General features: G+C 65.7%; 21 protein-coding genes and 4 pseudogenes. 10 read left to right on the forward strand and 15 right to left on the reverse strand.

The genetic code is table 11. The annotated features are described in order from the left end of the window. The coding region (locus MXB90_RS16240; protein WP_250046478.1) for a transposase at nt 1–307 on the forward strand (307 nt) is incomplete at its 5' end. Between the two features lie 55 nt (nt 308–362). On the opposite strand, the pseudogene MXB90_RS16245 reads toward MXB90_RS16240, so the two are convergent. Next, nucleotides 363–620: pseudogene (locus tag MXB90_RS16245) on the reverse strand (IS5/IS1182 family transposase); the annotation flags it as partial. Nucleotides 621–887: 267 nt separating this feature from the next. Between MXB90_RS16245 and MXB90_RS16250 the strand changes: the two are divergent. The 4 genes and pseudogenes from MXB90_RS16250 to MXB90_RS17885 all read left to right on the forward strand — a co-directional run. Continuing rightward, a complete protein-coding gene (locus MXB90_RS16250; protein ID WP_250046479.1) occupies nt 888–1,205 on the forward strand; it encodes an ArsR/SmtB family transcription factor in 318 nt (105 codons plus the stop codon). A 55-nt stretch (nt 1,206–1,260) separates the two neighbouring features. Next, on the forward strand, nt 1,261–2,313 hold the full coding sequence (locus MXB90_RS16255; protein ID WP_250046480.1) for a permease: 1,053 nt from the start codon (nt 1,261–1,263) through the stop codon (nt 2,311–2,313). A 55-nt stretch (nt 2,314–2,368) separates the two neighbouring features. Further along, on the forward strand, nt 2,369–3,529 hold the full coding sequence (locus MXB90_RS16260) for an MFS transporter (RefSeq protein WP_250046481.1): 1,161 nt from the start codon (nt 2,369–2,371) through the stop codon (nt 3,527–3,529). A 166-nt stretch (nt 3,530–3,695) separates the two neighbouring features. Beyond that, nucleotides 3,696–3,869, forward strand: a pseudogene (locus MXB90_RS17885) (hypothetical protein); the annotation flags it as partial. A gap of 78 nt (nt 3,870–3,947) precedes the next feature. On the opposite strand, the pseudogene MXB90_RS16265 reads toward MXB90_RS17885, so the two are convergent. From MXB90_RS16265 to phnF, 14 genes and pseudogenes are all read right to left on the reverse strand, one after another. Next, a pseudogene (locus MXB90_RS16265) lies at nt 3,948–4,202 on the reverse strand (PhnE/PtxC family ABC transporter permease); the annotation flags it as partial. A gap of 95 nt (nt 4,203–4,297) precedes the next feature. Continuing rightward, nucleotides 4,298–4,966, reverse strand: a complete 669-nt coding sequence (locus MXB90_RS16270; protein ID WP_284040870.1) for a DapH/DapD/GlmU-related protein — start codon at nt 4,964–4,966, stop codon at nt 4,298–4,300. Then, on the reverse strand, nt 4,963–5,817 hold the full coding sequence (gene phnE, locus MXB90_RS16275) for a phosphonate ABC transporter, permease protein PhnE (protein WP_250046482.1): 855 nt from the start codon (nt 5,815–5,817) through the stop codon (nt 4,963–4,965). The genes MXB90_RS16270 and phnE (MXB90_RS16275) overlap by 4 nt, the downstream gene beginning before the upstream one ends. Continuing rightward, the gene (gene phnE / locus MXB90_RS16280) at nt 5,817–6,740 is read right to left on the reverse strand and encodes a phosphonate ABC transporter, permease protein PhnE (RefSeq protein WP_250046483.1); all 924 of its coding nucleotides are present in this window, start codon (nt 6,738–6,740) and stop codon (nt 5,817–5,819) included. The genes phnE (MXB90_RS16275) and phnE (MXB90_RS16280) overlap by 1 nt, the downstream gene beginning before the upstream one ends. Before the next feature lie 61 nt (nt 6,741–6,801). Continuing rightward, complete coding sequence (phnD, locus tag MXB90_RS16285) at nt 6,802–7,704, reverse strand: phosphonate ABC transporter substrate-binding protein (protein ID WP_250046484.1); 903 nt, start codon at nt 7,702–7,704, stop codon at nt 6,802–6,804. Between the two features lie 23 nt (nt 7,705–7,727). Then, nucleotides 7,728–8,534: a phosphonate ABC transporter ATP-binding protein gene (phnC, locus tag MXB90_RS16290; protein ID WP_250046485.1), complete on the reverse strand. Its 807-nt coding sequence runs from the start codon at nt 8,532–8,534 to the stop codon at nt 7,728–7,730. A 136-nt stretch (nt 8,535–8,670) separates the two neighbouring features. Next, the gene (locus MXB90_RS16295) at nt 8,671–9,837 is read right to left on the reverse strand and encodes an alpha-D-ribose 1-methylphosphonate 5-triphosphate diphosphatase (RefSeq protein WP_250046486.1); all 1,167 of its coding nucleotides are present in this window, start codon (nt 9,835–9,837) and stop codon (nt 8,671–8,673) included. After that, complete coding sequence (locus tag MXB90_RS16300; protein ID WP_250046487.1) at nt 9,824–10,531, reverse strand: phosphonate C-P lyase system protein PhnL; 708 nt, start codon at nt 10,529–10,531, stop codon at nt 9,824–9,826. The genes MXB90_RS16295 and MXB90_RS16300 overlap by 14 nt, the downstream gene beginning before the upstream one ends. Nucleotides 10,532–10,538: 7 nt before the next feature. Beyond that, nucleotides 10,539–11,348 carry an ATP-binding cassette domain-containing protein gene (locus MXB90_RS16305; protein WP_250046488.1) on the reverse strand — a complete coding sequence of 270 codons (810 nt, stop codon included), beginning with the start codon at nt 11,346–11,348 and terminating at the stop codon, nt 10,539–10,541. Continuing rightward, nucleotides 11,345–12,259, reverse strand: coding sequence for an alpha-D-ribose 1-methylphosphonate 5-phosphate C-P-lyase PhnJ (locus MXB90_RS16310; protein ID WP_250046489.1), 915 nt, complete (start codon nt 12,257–12,259; stop codon nt 11,345–11,347). The genes MXB90_RS16305 and MXB90_RS16310 overlap by 4 nt, the downstream gene beginning before the upstream one ends. Then, entirely contained in the window at nt 12,256–13,314 is a 1,059-nt protein-coding gene (locus MXB90_RS16315) for a carbon-phosphorus lyase complex subunit PhnI (protein WP_250046490.1), read from the reverse strand. The genes MXB90_RS16310 and MXB90_RS16315 overlap by 4 nt, the downstream gene beginning before the upstream one ends. After that, nucleotides 13,314–13,862: a phosphonate C-P lyase system protein PhnH gene (phnH, locus tag MXB90_RS16320; RefSeq protein ID WP_250046491.1), complete on the reverse strand. Its 549-nt coding sequence runs from the start codon at nt 13,860–13,862 to the stop codon at nt 13,314–13,316. The genes MXB90_RS16315 and phnH overlap by 1 nt, the downstream gene beginning before the upstream one ends. Continuing rightward, complete coding sequence (gene phnG / locus MXB90_RS16325) at nt 13,862–14,299, reverse strand: phosphonate C-P lyase system protein PhnG (RefSeq protein ID WP_250046492.1); 438 nt, start codon at nt 14,297–14,299, stop codon at nt 13,862–13,864. The genes phnH and phnG overlap by 1 nt, the downstream gene beginning before the upstream one ends. Continuing rightward, on the reverse strand, nt 14,292–15,059 hold the full coding sequence (gene phnF, locus MXB90_RS16330) for a phosphonate metabolism transcriptional regulator PhnF (RefSeq protein WP_250046493.1): 768 nt from the start codon (nt 15,057–15,059) through the stop codon (nt 14,292–14,294). The genes phnG and phnF overlap by 8 nt, the downstream gene beginning before the upstream one ends. A gap of 191 nt (nt 15,060–15,250) precedes the next feature. On the opposite strand from phnF, the gene MXB90_RS16335 reads away from it, so the two are divergent. From MXB90_RS16335 to MXB90_RS16355, 5 genes and pseudogenes are all read left to right on the forward strand, one after another. Further along, nucleotides 15,251–16,045 (forward strand): UDP-2,3-diacylglucosamine diphosphatase, encoded by a 795-nt coding sequence (locus MXB90_RS16335; protein ID WP_250046494.1) that lies wholly within the window; start codon nt 15,251–15,253, stop codon nt 16,043–16,045. Further along, a complete protein-coding gene (locus tag MXB90_RS16340) occupies nt 16,042–17,169 on the forward strand; it encodes a ceramide glucosyltransferase (RefSeq protein WP_250046495.1) in 1,128 nt (375 codons plus the stop codon). The genes MXB90_RS16335 and MXB90_RS16340 overlap by 4 nt, the downstream gene beginning before the upstream one ends. Then, nucleotides 17,166–17,738, forward strand: a complete 573-nt coding sequence (locus MXB90_RS16345) for a DedA family protein (RefSeq protein WP_250046496.1) — start codon at nt 17,166–17,168, stop codon at nt 17,736–17,738. Before MXB90_RS16340 ends, MXB90_RS16345 begins: the two co-directional genes overlap by 4 nt. Further along, nucleotides 17,735–18,430, forward strand: a complete 696-nt coding sequence (locus tag MXB90_RS16350) for a glycosyltransferase (RefSeq protein WP_250046497.1) — start codon at nt 17,735–17,737, stop codon at nt 18,428–18,430. The genes MXB90_RS16345 and MXB90_RS16350 overlap by 4 nt, the downstream gene beginning before the upstream one ends. 258 nt (nt 18,431–18,688) lie before the next feature. Further along, a pseudogene (locus MXB90_RS16355) lies at nt 18,689–18,907 on the forward strand (transposase); the annotation flags it as partial.

The raw sequence follows: 18,907 nt of genomic DNA on the forward strand, positions 1-18,907 counted from the left end.
TAATCCCCGCCGTTATCGTGCCGAGGGTGAATCATGTTCTCAAACCACTGTCGAGCCGGGACTATTTCAGCGGCCTGCTAGTGCCGCGATCCGGAAGATCATCTACACCACCAACGCGGTCGAGTCGCTGAACCGCGTGCTGCGGAAAACGCTGAAGACCAAGGGCTCCTTCCCGACCGAAGAGGCCGCGACCAAGCTGATCTTCCTGGCCATCCGCAACTTCGAGAAGGGCGGCCGCACAGTACGGGAATGGGTTGCGGCCCGCAATCAGCTGGCCATAATGTTCGCCGGGCGTTTCGATGCCTGAACGTATCTGAAAACCGCATGGGCCTGCTCAGATACACAGACTTTCAGACACTCCCGTTCTCGACCCAGCGGGCGACCACCGCTTCGTCGGACAGCCAGTAGGCGTGCTGGAGATAGAGCAGTCCCGCCACCAGCCGCGGTTCCGTCACAGGCCGCCCCTTGTGGGACGGAAAGAACCCCGCCCACTCCCGCTCGAACACCTCCCAGTCGATTAGCGCCGCCAGCTTCACCAATTCGTGGCGCGGGTCGATCATGTCGACCAATCGCGGGCGCAGAAGATCAACCTTTTCCGAGGGACGCGAGCGATGCGTCATAGTCAGAACCGAAATTGCAGGGTTTCAGACTAAATCATACGAAACCTGCGGGCGATGGCGACAATAAATGCATCCAAACAACACAAAATCAGTGGCTTGCGACTTGCCCAGACCGAACGAAAGCCTCCAGCGCCGCGTTGTCGCGGATATGGCCACCACGCAAATGAGAACGCCCCTTGCAGAACGGGTGACGATGGCGTCGGCGATCGCCGATCCCTTGAACAGGTGAAGTCTTTACAAAACCAGAATTGCAGTTATTTTTGCTTTATGACCACGACCAGCTCCAACGCCCGCGCTCTTGCCGCACTCGGCCACGATGCCCGCCTCTCAATCTTTCGCCTTTTGGTGAAGGCGGGTGATGACGGGCTGCGGGTCAGCGATATTGGCGAGCATCTCGGGCTCGCGCCCTCGACGCTGGCGCATCACCTCTCGACGCTGGTCGATGCAGGGTTGGTGCTTCAGGAGAAGCAGGGGCGCGAGGTTTTCAACCGTGTGGACTACCCCGCTATGCGTCGCGTGGTGGGGTTCCTGACATCGGAATGCTGCGCCGGCGTCTCGATCCGCTCGTCGGAGGATGCGGCGTGAGCTGCGGTGCCCTTTTTTTCTGCCCTAACACAACCACAATTCCGGAGATTTGGTGATGGCTGACACGACCCTTGCAGCGCCCGGCCTCCGGTCCACGCTGCGCAGCCTGTGGCAGGACCAGCGCGTCTGGCTCGCCTCCGCGGCGATCCTCGCGGCGGTGGCGGTATTCGACACGCCACAGGCCGCAGAGAGCGCGCTCTTCGCGGGCGGCGCACTCCTGAGCACAGCGCCCTTTCTCATCCTGTCGATCGCCATTGCCGCCTGGGCGGGTGCGACCGGAGCCGACAACCTGATCGCCAAGGCGTTTACCGGCGCGCCGCTCCTGATGATCGGGCTGGGCGCACTGGCGGGCGGCATCTCGCCCTTCTGCTCCTGCGGGGTGATCCCTCTGATCGCGGCGCTCTTGGCCATGGGGGTGCCGCTTTCGGCGGTCATGGCCTTCTGGCTTGCCTCGCCGATCATGGACCCATCGATGTTCGTGCTGACGACGGGGGTGCTGGGTCTCGAGTTTGCCGCGGCCAAGGCTGTCACCGCCATCGGACTGGGCGTGTTCGGCGGGACGGTGGTGCATTTGATGATGAAGGGCGGTGCTTTCGCCGATCCTTTGCGCGAAGGAATCGGCAATGGCGGTTGCGGTGGCACGAGGATCCGCGCGCCAAAGCCCGTCGTCTGGCGCTTCTGGGCCGATGCCGACCGACTGACGAAGTTCGGGAAGACAGCGCTGAGCACCACGCTGTTCCTTTCCAAATGGCTGACGCTGGCCTTCATTCTCGAAAGCCTGATGCTCGCGTGGATCCCGGCGGAGACCGTGACCGCGACGCTGGGCGGCGAGGGCCTGCTACCCATCGTGACCGCAACCCTCGTCGGGGTCCCGGCCTACCTGAACGGCTACGCCGCTCTGCCGCTGGTCGGCGGGCTGATCGATCAAGGCATGGCGCCGGGGGCTGGCATGGCCTTTCTCGTCGCCGGTGGCGTCACCTCGATCCCGGCGGCAATGGCAGTCTGGGCACTGGCGCGGCCACAGGTCTTCGCGGTCTATATCGGCCTGTCCCTCAGCGGGGCCTTCGCGTCGGGCTTGCTGTTCCAGCTCTGCACCTCCATGACATGATCCGTCGCGGCGAGGCACGCTGCCCCGCCGTTCCTTTCCCGATCGAAACATCATCATGATTTCACAACTTTCGCCTGCGCGGCGCGGTCTGATCGTCACCGCACTCGGGTCCTCCCTGACCGTCAGTTGGGCCTCGAGCTACTACATCCCTGCGGTTTTGGCCGTGCCCATGGCCGACGACCTCGGCCTGTCGCCGGTCTGGGTCTTCGGCGCCTTCTCGATGGCGATGGTGGTCTCGGCCATGGTCGGCCCATGGGCCGGGGCGCGGATCGACGGCGTCGGCGGGCGGGGGGTGCTGATGCTGTCGAACCTCATCTTCGCAGCCGGGCTATGCGTGCTGGCCGCGGCTCCGACGCCTTTGGTCCTGTTTGCAGGATGGGCCGTGATCGGGCTTGGCATGGGGATCGGGCTCTACGAGGCGGGGTTCGCCACGCTGGCGGGGATCTATGGCAAGGACGCCCGCGGGCCGATCACCGGCATCACCCTGATCGCCGGGTTCGCCAGCACCGTCGGCTGGCCACTTTCGGGGCTGATGTTGGCGACATGGGGCTGGCGGGAAGCCTGCATCGGCTGGGCGCTGATCCATCTGGTCGTAGCCTTGCCACTGAACGCGTGGTTGCCAAAAGGCACCGAAAGGATCGCCGCCGCGAGCACACCGGTCGAGGACGGGCCGCCGCCATCGCGCATGGCGCTCTGGCTGCTCGCTTTCGTCTTCGCCGCGACATGGTTCAACTCGACCGCCATGGCCGCGCACCTGCCGGGGCTGCTACAAGCAGCCGGGGCCAGCACCGCCGTGGCCATTGCGGCCGGAGCCCTCATCGGCCCGGCGCAGGTCGCGGCACGGGTGCTGGAATTCGGCCTGCTGCGCCGGTTCCATCCCCTCGCGTCGGCCCGGCTGGCGGCCTCGGCACATCCGATCGCGGCCCTCTGCCTCGTGGTTTTCGGCGGTCCCGCGGCCTATGCCTTCGCGCTCCTGCACGGGGCTGGGAACGGCATCCTGACCATCGCCAAGGGCACGCTGCCGCTGGCCCTGTTTGGATCAGCGGGCTACGGCGCGCGGCTGGGTTGGCTGAACGCTCCGGCGCGCGTGCTGCAGGCAGCGGCACCGCTGGTATTCGGCGCGGCGCTTGCAATGTGGGGCCTTCACGCAATCTGGCTAACGGCGGGCATCGGCGTGCTGGCAACGATTGCGCTGCTGGCGCTCAGACGGACCTGAGCCGCCGCGTGTCAAGTCAAAAGACGCAATCGGCGATTACTTCGAACCCGTCGCCCACGCCAATCCAGCTGACGCCGCTCACGGCCTATTCGGCTCTGATGTTAGGGCTTGGCGCAAGCGCGAGTTGGAACGGCCTCTCCCCTCAGCGACGTCGCTCGTTTCCAAGATGTTGGTTGAGTGTCGAATCCAAGGATATGACAAGGGGGCCGTGGCGCGCACAGTGATCTGGCAGGAATTGCACAGCACGCTGCTCGACGAAATCGCCCAAAGCCACTATCGCTCGGTCGCCAAAATACCGTCCGAGTCCGCGCTGGTCGCGTATGGTGTGAACCGGCACACGGTGCGCCATGTGCTGGCCGCCTTGGCCGAGGCGGGGCTCGTCCATGCCCGCCACCGGGGCGAGGGTGTTCCTGTGCGCCGCGCCCTCCGGGATCACAGCCAGCCACATCCTCTGGCCCCAGCTGGCCCCGACCGAGGCAGGACCCCTGACCGGCTTTCGGCCGGCATTCTCAGCCACTTCGGCAAACAGCGTACCAACCGCGCCCGCGGTCTGAAACGAAATGGCGCTCATTGCCGGAATCGGCCCGCCCCCCAGAATGAAGATCAGCACAATCACGATCTCCAGGATCGCGCGCATTTCATCCATCATCCGCCGGGAAAGCCCGACCAGCCTCCGCGTCGACAACAGCCCCCGCCAGCATCGCGATCAACGTGGTCACCGCCGCGCTGTTCGGAAAACTCGTGCCCCCGTTCGTGGTTGAGGGCGTTTTACGCAGGCTGCGTGACGGTTTTTGTGCCGTTGGGTGAAAGTTTCGTAACGGCGCCGGGGGCGCTGTATTTTTCAATGAAGGCATCAATGGGCAGCGCGCGGATATCGGGCAGCGCCGCGCGCAGCACGTCATGCGGCCAATCCCACCAGGCGATCTGTTGCAACGCCTCGGCCTGCACTTCGGTGAAACGGCGCTTGATCGGGCGGGCGGGAACACCGCCGACAATTTCATAGGGCGCCACATCCTTCGACACCACCGCGCCCGCGCCGATCACCGCGCCGGTGCCCACCGTCACGCCCGCCAGAATCGTGACGCCGTGGCCGATCCAGACATCATGGCCGATACTGACCCAATGGTCGCGGCGCCACTGGAAGAATTCGTCGTCATCCGTGCCCAGCCCGTATTGCGCGGCGCGGTAGGTAAAATGGTGCTGGCTGGCCCGCCAGGTCGCGTGATTGCCCGGGTTGATCCGGGCGCCTTCCGCGATGGAACAGAACTTGCCGATCGTCGACCACATGACGTTGCCGTATTTCACGATGTAGGAATAATCGCCAAAGCTGCTTTCGCGCATCGAGACATGGGCCTGCACCTCGGTCCAGCGGCCCAGGTCGCAATCGACCACATGGGCGGTTTCGTGGATCGTGGGCGCCTCGGTCAGCATCTTCATTTCACACCTTCATATTTGCCGATGAAACGCGCGCGGATCGCGGCCGAGGCCCAGTCGATCAGATAGACCATGGCGATGATCAGGAAGATGATCGACCAGGCCTCATCCCAGCGATAGGCGCCGATCCGGTCCGACAGCAGAAAACCGATGCCCCCCGCCCCCACGATCCCCAGAATCGTGCCGGACCGCACGTTGGATTCGAAATTGTAAAGCGTGATCGACAGGATCACGGGCATCACCTGCGGCATCACGCCAAAGCGGATCGCCTGCAGCCGCGACCCGCCAGCGGCGGTGACCCCCTCAACCGGCTTGCGCGAGGTGTTCTCGATCGCCTCGGCGTAAAGTTTCGCCAGAACACCGATCTCGGACACGGCAATCGCCAGAACGCCGGGCAAGGGGCCAAGGCCAAAGGCGCGGATGAAAATCAACGCCAGGATCAGCGTTTCAAAGGCGCGGATCACGTCAAAGCCGCGCCGCAGGCCAAAGCGCAAGGAAGGGATGCGGTTCAGGTTCTTGGCCCCCAGGAAGGACAGAGGAAAGGCCAGGATCGCACCCAGCAAAGTGCCCAGGAAGGCCATCGACAGCGTTTCCCCCAGCCCTTTCAGGATATCGGAGATTTCGCGCCAGTCGGTCCAGATGTGGGGCGGGAACATGAAGGACAGCACCCGGCCAAGGCGGCCCAGACCGTCCCATATCCGCAGCGGCGAAAAGCCAAAATCATACAGGCTCCAGCCGAATAGCGCCACCAACCCGGCCATCAGCGCAAGGCGCACGGGGCGCACGGGTCGGTCGAAGGCTTCGGGCGCAAGGGCGCGGGCGGCGGCAAGGTCAGCGTCAGACAGGCGCGACATCACAGGGTCCTTCCAAGGCCGATGATCCGGTGGCGCAGCTTTTCAGACCCCCAGTCGATCAGCATCACGGTTGCAAAGATGATCACGAACAGCGCCGACAGGTCGGTATGTTCGCCAAGCGCCACGGCGGTGCGCAATTCCTGCCCAAGCCCGCCCGCGCCGACATAGCCGATGATTGATGACGCGCGGACGTTGATTTCAAACCGCAGCAACGTGTAGCTGATGACATTGGGCAGGATCTGCGGCACCGCGCCATAACGGATCTGGTCGAACCAGCTGCCGCCCGCGGCCTTCACACCCTCCAGCGGGCGCATGTCGATGTTCTCATTCACCTCGGAATACAGCTTGCCCAGAGATCCGGCGGTATGCACGGCAATCGCCAGCACCCCGGCCATCGGGCCCACGCCAAAGCAAAACACGAAGATCAACGCAAAAACGATCTCGGGGACGGTGCGCGCGATTTCCAGGTAGCGGCGCGACAACCACAGCACCCATCGGGCCGGCGCCAGGTTGCGCGCGGCCGGGAAGGACAGAACAAACCCGCCCGCCAGCCCCATCACGGTGGCCATGAAGGCGATCAACACGGTTTCCACCAGCAAATCCGCCCAGATCCGCCAGCGCCAGAACCATTCGCCCAGATCACTGACCAAGGTGGACCAACGGATTTCGGGGATGGTCTTGGCGATATAGTCGCCCAGCTTCGGAATACCCGCCAGGATCACCCAGCGTTCCGCCCGTGTGCCATCGGCCAGCGTCACCTGTGTGACGCGGAAAAAACCCGAAAAATCGGCGGTCAGCAGTGTGGCCATAACCAGCGCCAGCGAAACGATCACAAAGGTGACGCGGGCCCGGGCGCGATGCGCGGCGAAATCGCGTTCAAAGGCCAGAACGGCGGAGGAAGGGGCGGCAAGCGCGGCGGTCATCTATCAATCCCGTCAGGAAAAAGGGGGCGGCGCCGGACGCCGCCCCCGCAAGAAAGGGCAATCAGCTGCGGCGCTGCGCCTTGAGCCAGTCGCGCATGTCGATCGTCCACTGATAGCGGGCGTGATCGACCTCGATATAACCCTTGGCGGTGGATTTCTCGCCACCGGTCATTTCCTTGTGCGCCTCGGGGGCGGCTTCGGGGGCGGCCTTCACAGCGGCCTTCATCGCATCGATCAGGCCCTGCGGCAGGTTGGCGCGCGCAGTGAACGGGCCCGAGGTGATTTCCGGCGATTGCCAGATGCTGCAGACCTGGCCCGGCTCGATCATCCCCTTGGCTTCCATCCGCTGGGGAATGCCGTTGGTTTCGTTGTTGATATAGGTGGTGGCGGCGTCGAACTGTCCGTTGACCACGCCCTGCACGCCGGCCTCATGGCTGCCCGAAAACGGCGTGGCCGAGAAGAAGCTGGCCGGGTCATAGCCTTGCTGCACCAGATTATACAGCGGCACCTGATACCCCGAGGTCGAATCCGGGTCGGCAAAGGCCAGGACCTTGCCCTTCAGGTCATCCAGCGTCTTGTAGGGGCTGTCGCAGCGCGTCACCACGACCGAGAAATACCCGGTCGAGCCGTCATTCTGCTGCGAGGTCAGCAGCGGCACCACCCCACCTTCGGTTTCGGTATAGGCGGCCGCATAGGCCGAGGAACCGAGAAAGGCGAATTCGATCTGATCGGCGGCAAGCGCCTGGATCACGCCGTCATAGTTGCCGGCGGTAAAAATCTCGACATCAACGCCAAGGGTCTTTTCCAGATACTGCTCGAACGGGGTGTAGCGCGCGACGCGGTCGCTTTCGTTTTCGCCTGACAGGATGCCGAAACGGACAACCTTGTAATCGGCCCGCCAGTCATTGGCAAAGGCGGGCAGCGCGGCCAGGGCAACAAGCGCGGTGGTGGCAAGAAGACGCATGGAAAACTCCGGGGTGGGGGGGATCAGGCCGTGACCACAGGACGGATCGCCGTCGAGGTCACGGAAGGGTCGAAAGCGGGCAGCCCTTCGGAACCGTAGATGTCGCGCAGGACATCGTCGGTCAGCTGCCGCGCGGTGCCGTCGAAATAGACCCGGCCCGCGCGCATCGCGATGATGCGGTCGCAATAGGCGCGCGCCGTGTCGATGGTATGCAGGTTCACAAGAACGGTGATGCCATCCTCGCGGTTGATGGTGCGCAGCGCCTCCATCACGCGGGTGGCGTTTCCGGGATCAAGGCTGGCGATCGGTTCGTCGGCCAGCATGATGCGCGGGTTCTGCACCAACGCGCGGGCGATCGCCACGCGCTGCTGTTGCCCACCCGAAAGCGTGCCCGCGCGCTGCATGGCCTGTGGCGCAAGGTCCAGCCGGTCCAGTGCGCGGATCGCCAGCGCCCGTTCCGCATCGGAAAACCGCATCAGCATGGACGAGGCAAAGCCATGATCGGCCAGCCGACCGACCAGAACATTGGTCAGAACATCCAGCCGTTCAACGAGGTTGAACTGCTGGAAGATCATCGCGCAATCGCGCCGCCAGTTGCGCAGCGCGCGGCCTTTCAGCGCGGTGACATCGGCGCCGCCAAAGCGGATCTGCCCCTCGGTCGGGTCGATCAGCCGGTTGATCAGTCGCAACAGGGTGGATTTGCCCGCGCCGGACCGTCCGATCACGCCGACGAACTGCCCCGGCGGGATATCGAGTGTGACACGATCCACCGCGCGGGTGGACCCAAAGCTGCGGCCAAGGCCGGAAAGGGAAAGGATATGCTGTTCCATGGGTCAGACCTTGATCGGTCTATGAAACGTCTGCGTCTCATCCGGATGAATTTTGCATGACGCTGCGGCGTGATGCGGGCGCAATGCAAACGGGCGGCGCAAAGCGCCGCCCGTTTGAGGGATGTTGGGGCAAGTTTCAGGCCGCCTGCGCGGCAAACAATGATCCGTCGGAATAGATCTTGCGCCCTTCGCGCAAAGTGGCGCGGACATGGCCGATGCCGTCATCATCGGCAATCACCAGATCGGCCAGCAGACCTTCGGCGATCGCGCCCCGGTCGGTCAGCCCCAGCGCGCGCGCCGGGTTCAGCGTGGCCAACAGCGCCGCCCCCGCAAGGCCCGCCGGATCGGTTTTCGCCAGTTCCAACACCGCCGGCAGGATCGCCGAGGGGTGATAATCCGCCGCCAGAATATCAAGCAGGCCCGCGCCATGCGCCGCGCGCGCGGACAGGTTGCCCGAATAGCTTTGCCCGCGCAGCGCATTGGGCGCGCCCATTGCGTTCATCAGGCCCCGCGCACGGGCCTCGGCCGCGGCTTCCATCGTCACCGGAAACTCGCTGATCGCAACGCCCAGATCCTGCATCAGCGCAACCTTGGCGGGGGTGTCGTCGTCATGGCTGGCGATCACCACGCCATGCGCGTGGCACAGGTCCGAAATACGCCGCAGGGTCTCGGCCAGAACCTCGGCCGGCAGCGTGCGTTCCTCGATCCGGGTGGCGACGGTCTGCGCCGCCTCATCCCGCGACAGGCCCTTTTCGCGGGCGATCTTGTCGATGTGGCGTTCGATGTCGCGATACTGCCCCTGCCCCGGCGTATGGTCGCACAGCGAGATCAGATCGACCGAGCCTTCGGCGATCAGCTCCTCGATGACGCCAAGCGCGTTGGGGAAGGTGATCTCGAACCGGGCGTGCACCCGGTGATCGACCTTCAGCGCGCCGCGCATGGCCTTGATCGCCCGGATCACCGCCGAGGTATGTTCGTAGCTGCGCAGATGCCCATATGTCGAGGCCGGGCTGAAGCTGAGCGCCGCATAGGCCGTGGTCACGCCCGCCACCTTCAGCCGCCGGTCCAGATCGCGCAGGCCCAGTTCCATCGGCATGCGCACATTCGGGCGCGGCTCGACCTCGCGTTCGACCATGTCGCCGTGCATGTCCACAAAGCCCGGCATCAGGATCAGCCCGTCACCCGACAGGCCCCCCGCCACCGGCGCGTCGCGCAGTTCCGCGATGCGCCCGCCGTCAATGCGGACAGAGCCGCGTTCCATCACGCCATCGGGCAGCACCACCCGGAAATCAGACAGCCACATCGTCCATCGCCTCCTGTACGGTCAGTTCAATTTCCCGGTCGATAAGCCCCGCCACATCGCCCGGATGGTGGAAAACCCCGATCATCGCCACGCCCTGCGCCTTGAGTTCGTCCAGACGCCGCACCAGCGCCGCCCGCGCGCCCGCGTCCAGCGAGGCGGTGGGTTCATCCAGCAGCAAAAGCCGCTGCGGCAGGATCAGCGCGCGGGCCAGGTTCACCTTTTGCTGTTCCCCGCCCGAGAAGGTCGTGGGATAGGCCCGCCACAGGTCGCGCTTGACGCCAAATTCCGCCAGCCAGCGGCGCGCCTGTTCCAACGCCTCGGGGGCCGCAACCCCGGCGCGGCGCAGCGGCTCGGCCACCACCTCTTCGGCGGCCACGCGCGGACGCGCGATCAGGAACTGGGTGACAAAGCCGATCTCGCGCCGGCGCAGCAGCGCCACATCGACATCCGCCGCGCGGGCAAGGTCGATCCGGCCTTCGGGCGCATGATACCAGATATGGCCCGCGCGTGGCAGATAGCTGCGGTAAAGCGTGCGCAGCAGCGTGGATTTGCCCACGCCATTGGCGCCCTTCAGCAGCAGGAATTCGCCGGGATGCAGCGTGAAGCTGATGCCCGAAAAGGCGTGCAGCCGCTGGCCCAGGTGGTGCATATCGAAGGATTTGGTCAGCCCCTCGACCGTCAGGACGGGTGTCATCGGAACCTCACAATTTCGCATGGACAAGGGCCTGGGTATATTCGTGCTGCGGATCCTGGAAGATCTGATCGGCAAGCCCTTCCTCAACCACGCGCCCGCGGCGCATCACCATGACCCGGTCGGCCATGGTGCGGATCACGCCAAGGTCGTGGCTGACAATGACCATGGTGATCGCCCGGTCGCGTTGCAGCCGCTTCAGCGTATCCAGCACCAGCGCCTGAACGCTGACGTCCAGCCCCGTCGTCGGTTCGTCCAGCAGCAGCAGTGCGGGTTCCAGCGCGATCGCCTTCGCCAGTTGCACGCGCTGCTGCATCCCGCCCGACAACTCGATCGGTGGCGCGTCCATCCGCGCCAGCGGAAATTCCGACGCCTCCAGCGCCACGCGGGCCTTGGATCGCAGCGTGGCAAAGCTGCGCTCGCCCGCGATCAACAGCCGTTCGGCCACGTTACCCGATGAGCTGTTCTTCATCAGAAGCCCAAGGTGCGGGTTCTGATAGACGATACCGATATGGCGCGCGCAAAGCATCCGGCGGGCAAAGCGGTCCAGCTCGAACAGGTTGCCCGTCACCCCCGGCAGGGCCAGACGGTAATCGCCGCTGTCGGGGGTGTCTTCCAGGTTCATCATCCGCAAAAGCGTCGATTTGCCCGACCCGCTTTCACCGACAATGCCCAGCACCTCGCCGGGATAGACGCGGGCCGACACATCGTGCAGCGCCACCACATCGCCGAAACGTCGGTTGACGCCGGATACGGTCAGAAGCGGCGGGGTCGTCATCAGCTGCGGTGGCAGCTGGGCGTGCAGTTGGGTCGCGGTCATGCGCGGAACTCTCCGTTCTGATACCAGGTCGCGCCGATCGGGGCGGCCTCGCCCTCGGCGCGACGGATCGCCTTGATGCCCAGATGGCTGTCGGACAATTCGTGAACCGCGCTGCCATCCTCTTGCGGGATTTCGTTCATGAAGAACCCGGTCACGCCCGAGCGCGAACAGGTGAGGTTCCCATGATCCTCGACCTTGTAGGGCACGTCGCTGAAGGCCAGCGGTTCCACGCGGGTAAAGGGCGGCACGGCATAAAGCCGCTTCTCGCGCCCCGCCGACAAGAAGGTCAGGTGGCGGGCCATGTTCAGCTTGGGCACGTCCCAGCGCGGGATGGGCGAGGGCGTCATCACATGGCGCCCGTTCACAAGGCTTGGATAGGCCGCGCCCTGCATCACCCGGCCCGAGCGCACGATCTGCTCATACAGCACCAGCCACAGCCGCCCGTAATCGGCATCGGCATGCATCTGGCGGGCGGTGGACATATTGGGTTCGACCGGGCGCAGGGGTTCGGGGTTGGGCACCTGCAGCACCAGGATCTGGTCGTCGCGCAGGCGTTCCTCGGGCACGCGGTGGCGGCTTTGGATGATCGTCGCGTCCAGCGTGTCCCAGGTTTCCGTAGCACCCGAGACGCGATGCAAAAACTTGCGGATCGAGGCGGCGTTGACGCTGTCATCCGCGCCCTGGTCGATGACCTTCACGCGCGAGGTGGGTTTCAGCAGCGTAAGCGTGACCTGCAGCCCGCCCGTGCCCCATCCGCGCGCCATCGGCACCTCGCGGCTGGCATAGGGCATCTGGCAGCCCGGCACGGCAATCGCCTTGAGCATCTTGCGCCGCAATTCGCGCTTGGCCGAGGCATCGAGGAAGCCATAGGAAAAGGCCGCCCAGGGTTTTGTCAGGGTCGCAAGGCTCATGCGGGAACCTCCTCTTTGGCGGGGGACGCGGCCTTGGCGCCACGCAGCGCGTCCAGCGCCGATTGGAACGTGACGTAATGGGGCAGCTTGAAGTGGATGCAGAAGCCCGAGGCCTCGACCGGTTCGGTGTGGTATAGGAAGAATTCCGGGTCGGTGGCCGCGTTCTTGGCAGCACCGGGGGCGTTCAGGTCCAGCGTGGCACCCGCAATCGTCTTGACCTCATTCCAGCCCAGCGTCGCGCAAAAGCCCAGTTCCAGCTGGCCATTGCGCCCCTTGGAGGTGACTTCGGCCTGGCTGACCCGCACGCGGCCCGCGGAAAACACCGTGCCGCGCGGATGGCGCACGCGCAGGTCCGCCTCGGCCAGACGCAGTTCGTTCACCGTGGGGTGGGCGCTGCCATAGCCGCGCATCGCCGAATACCCCAGCGCCAGAACGCCACCTGTGTCGGCGCGCGCCAGGCTTTGCAGCGTATGCGCGCGCGAGGCGGGGAACAGCAGCGGTTCGCGCGTCAGGTCGGGGATCGCGTCGGGGGCGACATCCGCGCGCGGCGGATCGGCCACCAGCCCCTGCGCCTTTTGCCAGGCCGCAAGCGAGGGTTGCTGCGCCGGTGCGGGACGGACGGCGGGCGTGACCGGGGCGGGGTCGAAAGGCCGCCCCTCCAGCACGTCGGTGGCCAGCATGCGATGGGAATAGTCCAGCGTCGGGCCCAGGATCTGCCCGCCCGGAATATCCTTGAACGCGGCCGAGATGCGGCGATGCGTGAACAGCCTTTCCTGCGTGACAGGCTCGGCGATCGCCAGCCGCGGCTGGGTCGTGCGCCAGGCGCGCAGGACCAGCACCGCCTCATACAGATCACCCCCGGTCTGCGCCAGCGCCAGCGCCGCCAGATCGCGGTCATAAAGCGAGGCTTCACCCATCACCCGGTCGATCAGCCAGGGCAGCGCATTGCGGATCTGCGCCACGCGGTTGGCGTCGATCCGGCCAAGTTCTGCCCGGAACAGACGTTCGGATTGCTCGATGGCGCGTTCGCCACCACGGGTTGCAACATAGGCCATTACAGCACCTCGATCCGGGTGGACCGCGGCAGGCCGATGACAGCGGCGCCGCAGGTCAGGAACAGGTCAATTCCTTCGGGGTAGCGGCAGCGCGCCGCGCGGGCCGCCCAAAGGCCGGGGTCGATGCCGTCCACGGTGATTTCTGCGGTCGTCTCGATGCCCGGGCCGGTCAGGCGCAGACGCTGGCCGGTGCCAAAACGCGCCTCAGCCACCACGGTCGCGCCCTCGTCGGGATAAAGCGCCGATCCGGCGGGCAGTTGGGCAAAACTCGCAACGCCTGCGGGGCGTGCCAGAGAAACGAAGGCGTGATCGGCGTGCACGGGCGACACCAGCGCGGCCCCAAAGGCCGCAAGGCGCGGGGCCAGCGCCGGATCGTCGGTGAAGGCACGGCATTCACGGTCGACCAGCGCCTCGGCAATCGCGCCGTGGCCGGGTTCAGGCAACGGTTGCACGGTGCCGGGCCGCGACAGCGCCCACATCAGCGCCTCGAACGTGGCATTGGCGCGGGTTTCGGCGGCGTCGGGAACGGGGGTGGCATGCAGGGTCATCAGAAGGTCTCCATCTCGACGCGGGTCGCCTCGACCGCACGCAGGCGGTCGGTGTCGGCGGCGGCGATCACCGTGGCCTCAAAGCGCACGAAGCCGGTGATGGCATCCGCGCCGATCCCGGCGGCCATGGCCGCGTCGATCAGCGCCATCGCCATGGCGCGTTCCAGGTCGCGCCCCACGACCATGCCATAGCCCTCGGTGCCCGCGGCGCGGATATGCGCCTCGGCCACCAGCACCTCGCCCAGGTGAAAATCGGTGCCCTGCACCGTGTCGCGCATCGGCAGCATCACAAGGCCGGTGCGGCTTTGGACAACCTCGACATCGCCCAGCTGCGCCAACAGCGTCTCGGCCAGCGCCTTCAGCCGCGGCCCATCCGCGCGCGCCAGCGTCTCCAGAAACCGGGCATGATCGAATGCCCCGGTGCCCTGATCAAACATCGGTGGTCCTTTCCTGACTGTCTTGCCCGGGATCGAGCGTATCAAGCGTGAATTGCACCCGCCCCCCCGCCCAGATCGCCTGCGAATGGCCAATCGGGCGGCCCGTGGCATCCACATCGGTCTTTTGCACCACCATCACCGGCTGATCGGGGTGCTGGCGCAGCAACTCGGCCTCTTGCGGGTCGGGTCGGCGGGTGAAGATGACGGTGCTTTGGCGGAAGTAATCGGCGATGCCGTGGTCACGATAGATATCGGTCACCGACTGCCCGGCGCGCAGCCGTTCGGGCAGATCGGGAAACAGCGTCACCGGGTAGAACGACAGGCCAAGGCTGATCGGCACACCATCGGCCAATCCCCGGCGCAACAGCCGATGCACCCGATCGCCCGCTGCTATTGCCAGCGCGCGCGCCACATGCCCCGGCGCGGGCAGAACCGTCTGTTCCAGATCCTCGCCCGAGGGCGACAGCCCCTGATCCGCCAGGTTTCGGCGGAACCGCGTGCGCCGACCGATGGCATAGCGGATCATCGGCGCCGCCTCGACAAAGGTGCCGCGGCCCTGTTCGACGCGCAGCGTGCCCTCAACCGCCAGCGCATTGACCGCGCGGCGCACCGAATGACGCCCGGCGGCAAAGCGTTTGCACAATTCCGTTTCGGTCGGCAGCTGCGCCCCCGGCGGCAACCGCCCCTGCGCGATATCACGCGCAAGATCATCGCGGATCGCTTTCCAGGGGGTGCGTGGGACGGGGGGCAGGGCGGACATGGCAGCCTTCGATCAAGTCATCCGAATGACCTCGGTATTAGCCGCGCTGCGTGACGCCTTGGTGACGCCACGAAAGATTTTCACCCCCAAAGCGCGGCACAGGAAACCGCCAACCGTCATGCAACTTTCGTCTTTGGCGCGAATAGTCCGGGCGAACCGTGTTGCGTGACCAAATGGCGAGGCGTCAGCCGATGACCACTTCCTTGCGAAACCACCGAACGCTTTTCCTGTCGGATCTGCATCTGGGTGCCCTGGGGTGCCGGGCGGATCTGCTGTTGTCCTTCCTGCAGGCGAACCGCGCCGAGACCTATGTTCTGGTGGGCGACATCCTGGACCTGTGGCATCCGCTTCTGCCGCACTGGACCGAAGATGCGGCCCATGTCCTGAACCATCTGAAGCAACGCCGGGCCGAAGGCGCGCGGCTGATCTATCTGCGCGGCAATCACGACCCCGACCCTGGGCGTGCGCCTGCGGAAAAGCGGCTGGATGTCGCCCCGGTGGACAGCCTGCTGCATCAGGCCGGGGACCGGCGGACCTATCTGGTCTTGCATGGCGATGTGGCGGATGGGCGGGCGGTGCGATCCCATGCCATGACGCGCCTTGGCAGCCGGATCGATCATCTGCTGCGGCGGCTGGACCGGGGCCTGTCGATCCTGCGCCGCACCAGCACCGCCGAAGCGCGCTCGACCATCGAGGCGCTGTTGTCCGGGGTCAATGCGCTGCTTTACCGGCGCTGCGGCCATGAACGCCGGCTGATCGCGATGGCGCGGCAGGCGGGGGCGGATGGCGTGATCTGCGGGCATTTCCACATCGCCCGCCTGCATGACGCGCATGGGCTGATCTATGCCAATTGCGGCGATTGGGTCGACAGCATGACGGCGCTGGCCGAGGCGTCCGATGGCTCGTTACAGCTGCTGGGCTGGCGCGCGACGGAAACGACGGTGGCCACCGTCAAGGGACAACCTGATCTGGGGCCGGTGCGATGATTACCGTGTTTCTTGGGGCGATGGCGGGCCTGTTGATGGCGCTGCATCTGGGCGCGGTCACGCTGTTCCTGCGCCGGCTGCAACACCCACGGCCGGGCACGGGCCTGATCGGGCAGCCCTTCGTCACGCTGCTGCGGCCGGTCTGTGGGCTGGATGCCTTTGACGGCGAAACCCTGGCCAGTTCGTTCCAACAGGATTACCCCGGCTATGAGGTGATCTTTTGCGCGCAATCGCCCGAGGATCCCGCCGCCGAACTGGTTGCGCGCCTGATCGCGCAAAACCCCCAGGTGCCGGCACGGCTGCTGATCGGTCATGACGCGATCACCGGCAACCCGAAGCTGAACAACCTGTGGAAAGGCTGGCACGCGGCGCGCGCGGACTGGGTCTGCATGACCGATGCCAACCTGGCCCTGCCGCGCGATTACCTGGCGACCGTGGTGGCCAGCTGGGGGCCGCGCACGGGCTGCGTGTCCGCGCCGCCGGTGGGGGCGGGGCCGGTGGGCCTTGGCGGTCATCTTGAATGCGCCTTTCTGAACACCAACCAGGCAATCGTGCAGTTCGGCGCGGCAAGCCTGGGTCAGGGATTTGCCCAGGGCAAGACCCTGTTCTTCAACAAACCCCTGATCGAAAGCGCGGGCGGCCTGCGGCGGCTTGGCCGCACGCTGGCCGAAGATGTGGCCACAACGAAACTGATCCGCAGCCTTGGCCTTGAGGTGACCCTGACCCCCCTGCCCTTTGCCCAGCCGATCGGGCACAGGCGCCTGAAACAGGTCTGGGACCGCCAGCTGCGCTGGAGCCGGGTACGCCGCGACGGCTTTGCGCCGATCTTCCTGATCGAGCCACTGAACGGCGGGCTGATCCCGGCCCTTTGTGCCATCGGCGCGCTGGCCGGCAACAACCTGGCGGGGCCAGGCACGCTGGCCTATGTCGCGCTTTGGTATCTGGCCGAGGTGGCACTGGCCCGCCGCGCCCGATGGCCGATGGGGGCGCTGGGGCTGGCGGCGCTGATCCTGCGCGACCTGATGATCCCCGCGCTCTGGGCGGCAACCTTCCTGCGGCGCGGCTTTGAATGGCGCGGCACGCAGATGCGCGACACCCGGCCCCAGGCGCAACCCGCACGATGACCGAGGTCGAACTCAGCGCCCTGATCGGCCAGTATGGACTGATCGTGCTGACACCGCGGGCTGTTCTGGAAGGCCCGGTGATCTCGGTGGTGACTGGCTATCTGGCGCGGATCGGGATGATCGGCCTGCCGCAGGCCCTTGCCCTTCTGGTGCTGGCGGACCTTGCCGGTGATCTGATGCTTTACACACTGGGGCGGGGCGGACGCGTGGCCCTGGCGCTGTCGTGGCTGCGCGTCTTCGGCCTGACCCGGAGGCGACTGGCACGGGTGCTGCGCCGCTTTCGCGCCCAGGGCGGACGGATTCTGGTGCTGGGCAAGCTGACCCACGGCGCCGGTTTCGCCGTTCTGCTGGCCGCGGGCATGGTGCGCATGCCGCTGCCGCGGTTCATGGCGCTGAACCTGCTGGCAACACTGCCCAAATCTTCTGCGCTGCTGAGCATCGGCTGGTTCTTCGGCGCGGTCGTCCCCCGCACCGGCGACTGGATCGCGCTTGCCGGGGGCGGGGTTCTGGCCCTGTGCCTGGCGTTGGTCGCCATCCGGATTGCAAAACAAGGACGCGTGACCCCATGAGCAAATCGCTGACCTGCATCATCCCCGCCCATGACGAGGCCGCGCGCATCGCGGGCGTTCTGGCCGCGGCGCTGGATCATCCGCTGATCGATGAGGTGATCGTGATTGACGACGGATCAACCGATGGCACCGCCGGTGTGGCCGAGGCCTGCGGCGCGCGGGTGATCCGGCTGGCCCCCAACCGCGGGAAATCGGCTGCACTGGCAGCGGGGCTGGCCGCCGCCCAGGCCCGCACGGGTGCCAGCCATGTGATGATGCTTGATGCCGATCTGACCGGGCTGCGCGCTGCAGATCTGACCGCCCTGATCGGGCCCGTCTGGCAGGGCCGGGCCGATGTCAGCCTGTCGCTGCGTGGCAATGCGCCCTGGGCCTGGCGCCGGATCGGGGTGGATTACATTACCGGCGAACGGGTGCTGTCGCTAAGCCTGCTTGCCCCCTGTGCCGATGCACTGGACGCGCTGCCGCGCTTTGGCCTTGAGGTTTTCCTGAACGAACGCATCCGCGCCAGCGGGCTGACGGTTGCCATCGTCTCCTGGCCCCGCGTCGCAAGCCCGTCAAAGGCGCGCAAACGCGGGCGGCTGGCGGGGTTGCGCGCGGATCTGGCCATGATCTGCGACATGTTCCGCACCGTTACACCCCGTCGCGCCCTGACCCAGATCCTGTTCCTGCGCGGGGCGCGCCCGAAGATCTAGACCAGCATATTGGTCGGCAGTGGCCAGGCCGCTATCAGCACCAGAACCAGCGGCCTCATGTTTGGATGCCCTCTCCGATGCAATGATTCTTCTAACCATCTGAGCATGTGATCGGCTGCGCACATGTTTCAGGCCTTTCAGGTGCGGCCATGACAGGTGTAAAGCTGACTATGCGTTAGCAGGCCGCTGAAATAGTCCCGGCTCGACAGTGTTTTGAGAACAAGATTCACCCTCGGCATGATAACGGCGGGGGTTATGATGCGCGGGACGGACGAGACGAGCGGGTCGTTGTTCAGCTATGTCGACTTGGAGGCACGCATCCCCGCGCTATGCTAGCTTAACCTGCTGTCCACGAAACCGGTAGCAGGCCAAGGTGGTGAACGAGGCGCTGGCCGGCCTCGATGCCGAGTTCGAGGCGCTTTACACGGATTTCGGTCGCCCCTCGATCCCGCCGGAACGGCTGATCCGGGCCAGCCT

This window comes from Phaeovulum molybdatiresistens (assembly GCF_023544865.1).
GTDB lineage: Bacteria > Pseudomonadota > Alphaproteobacteria > Rhodobacterales > Rhodobacteraceae > Pontitalea.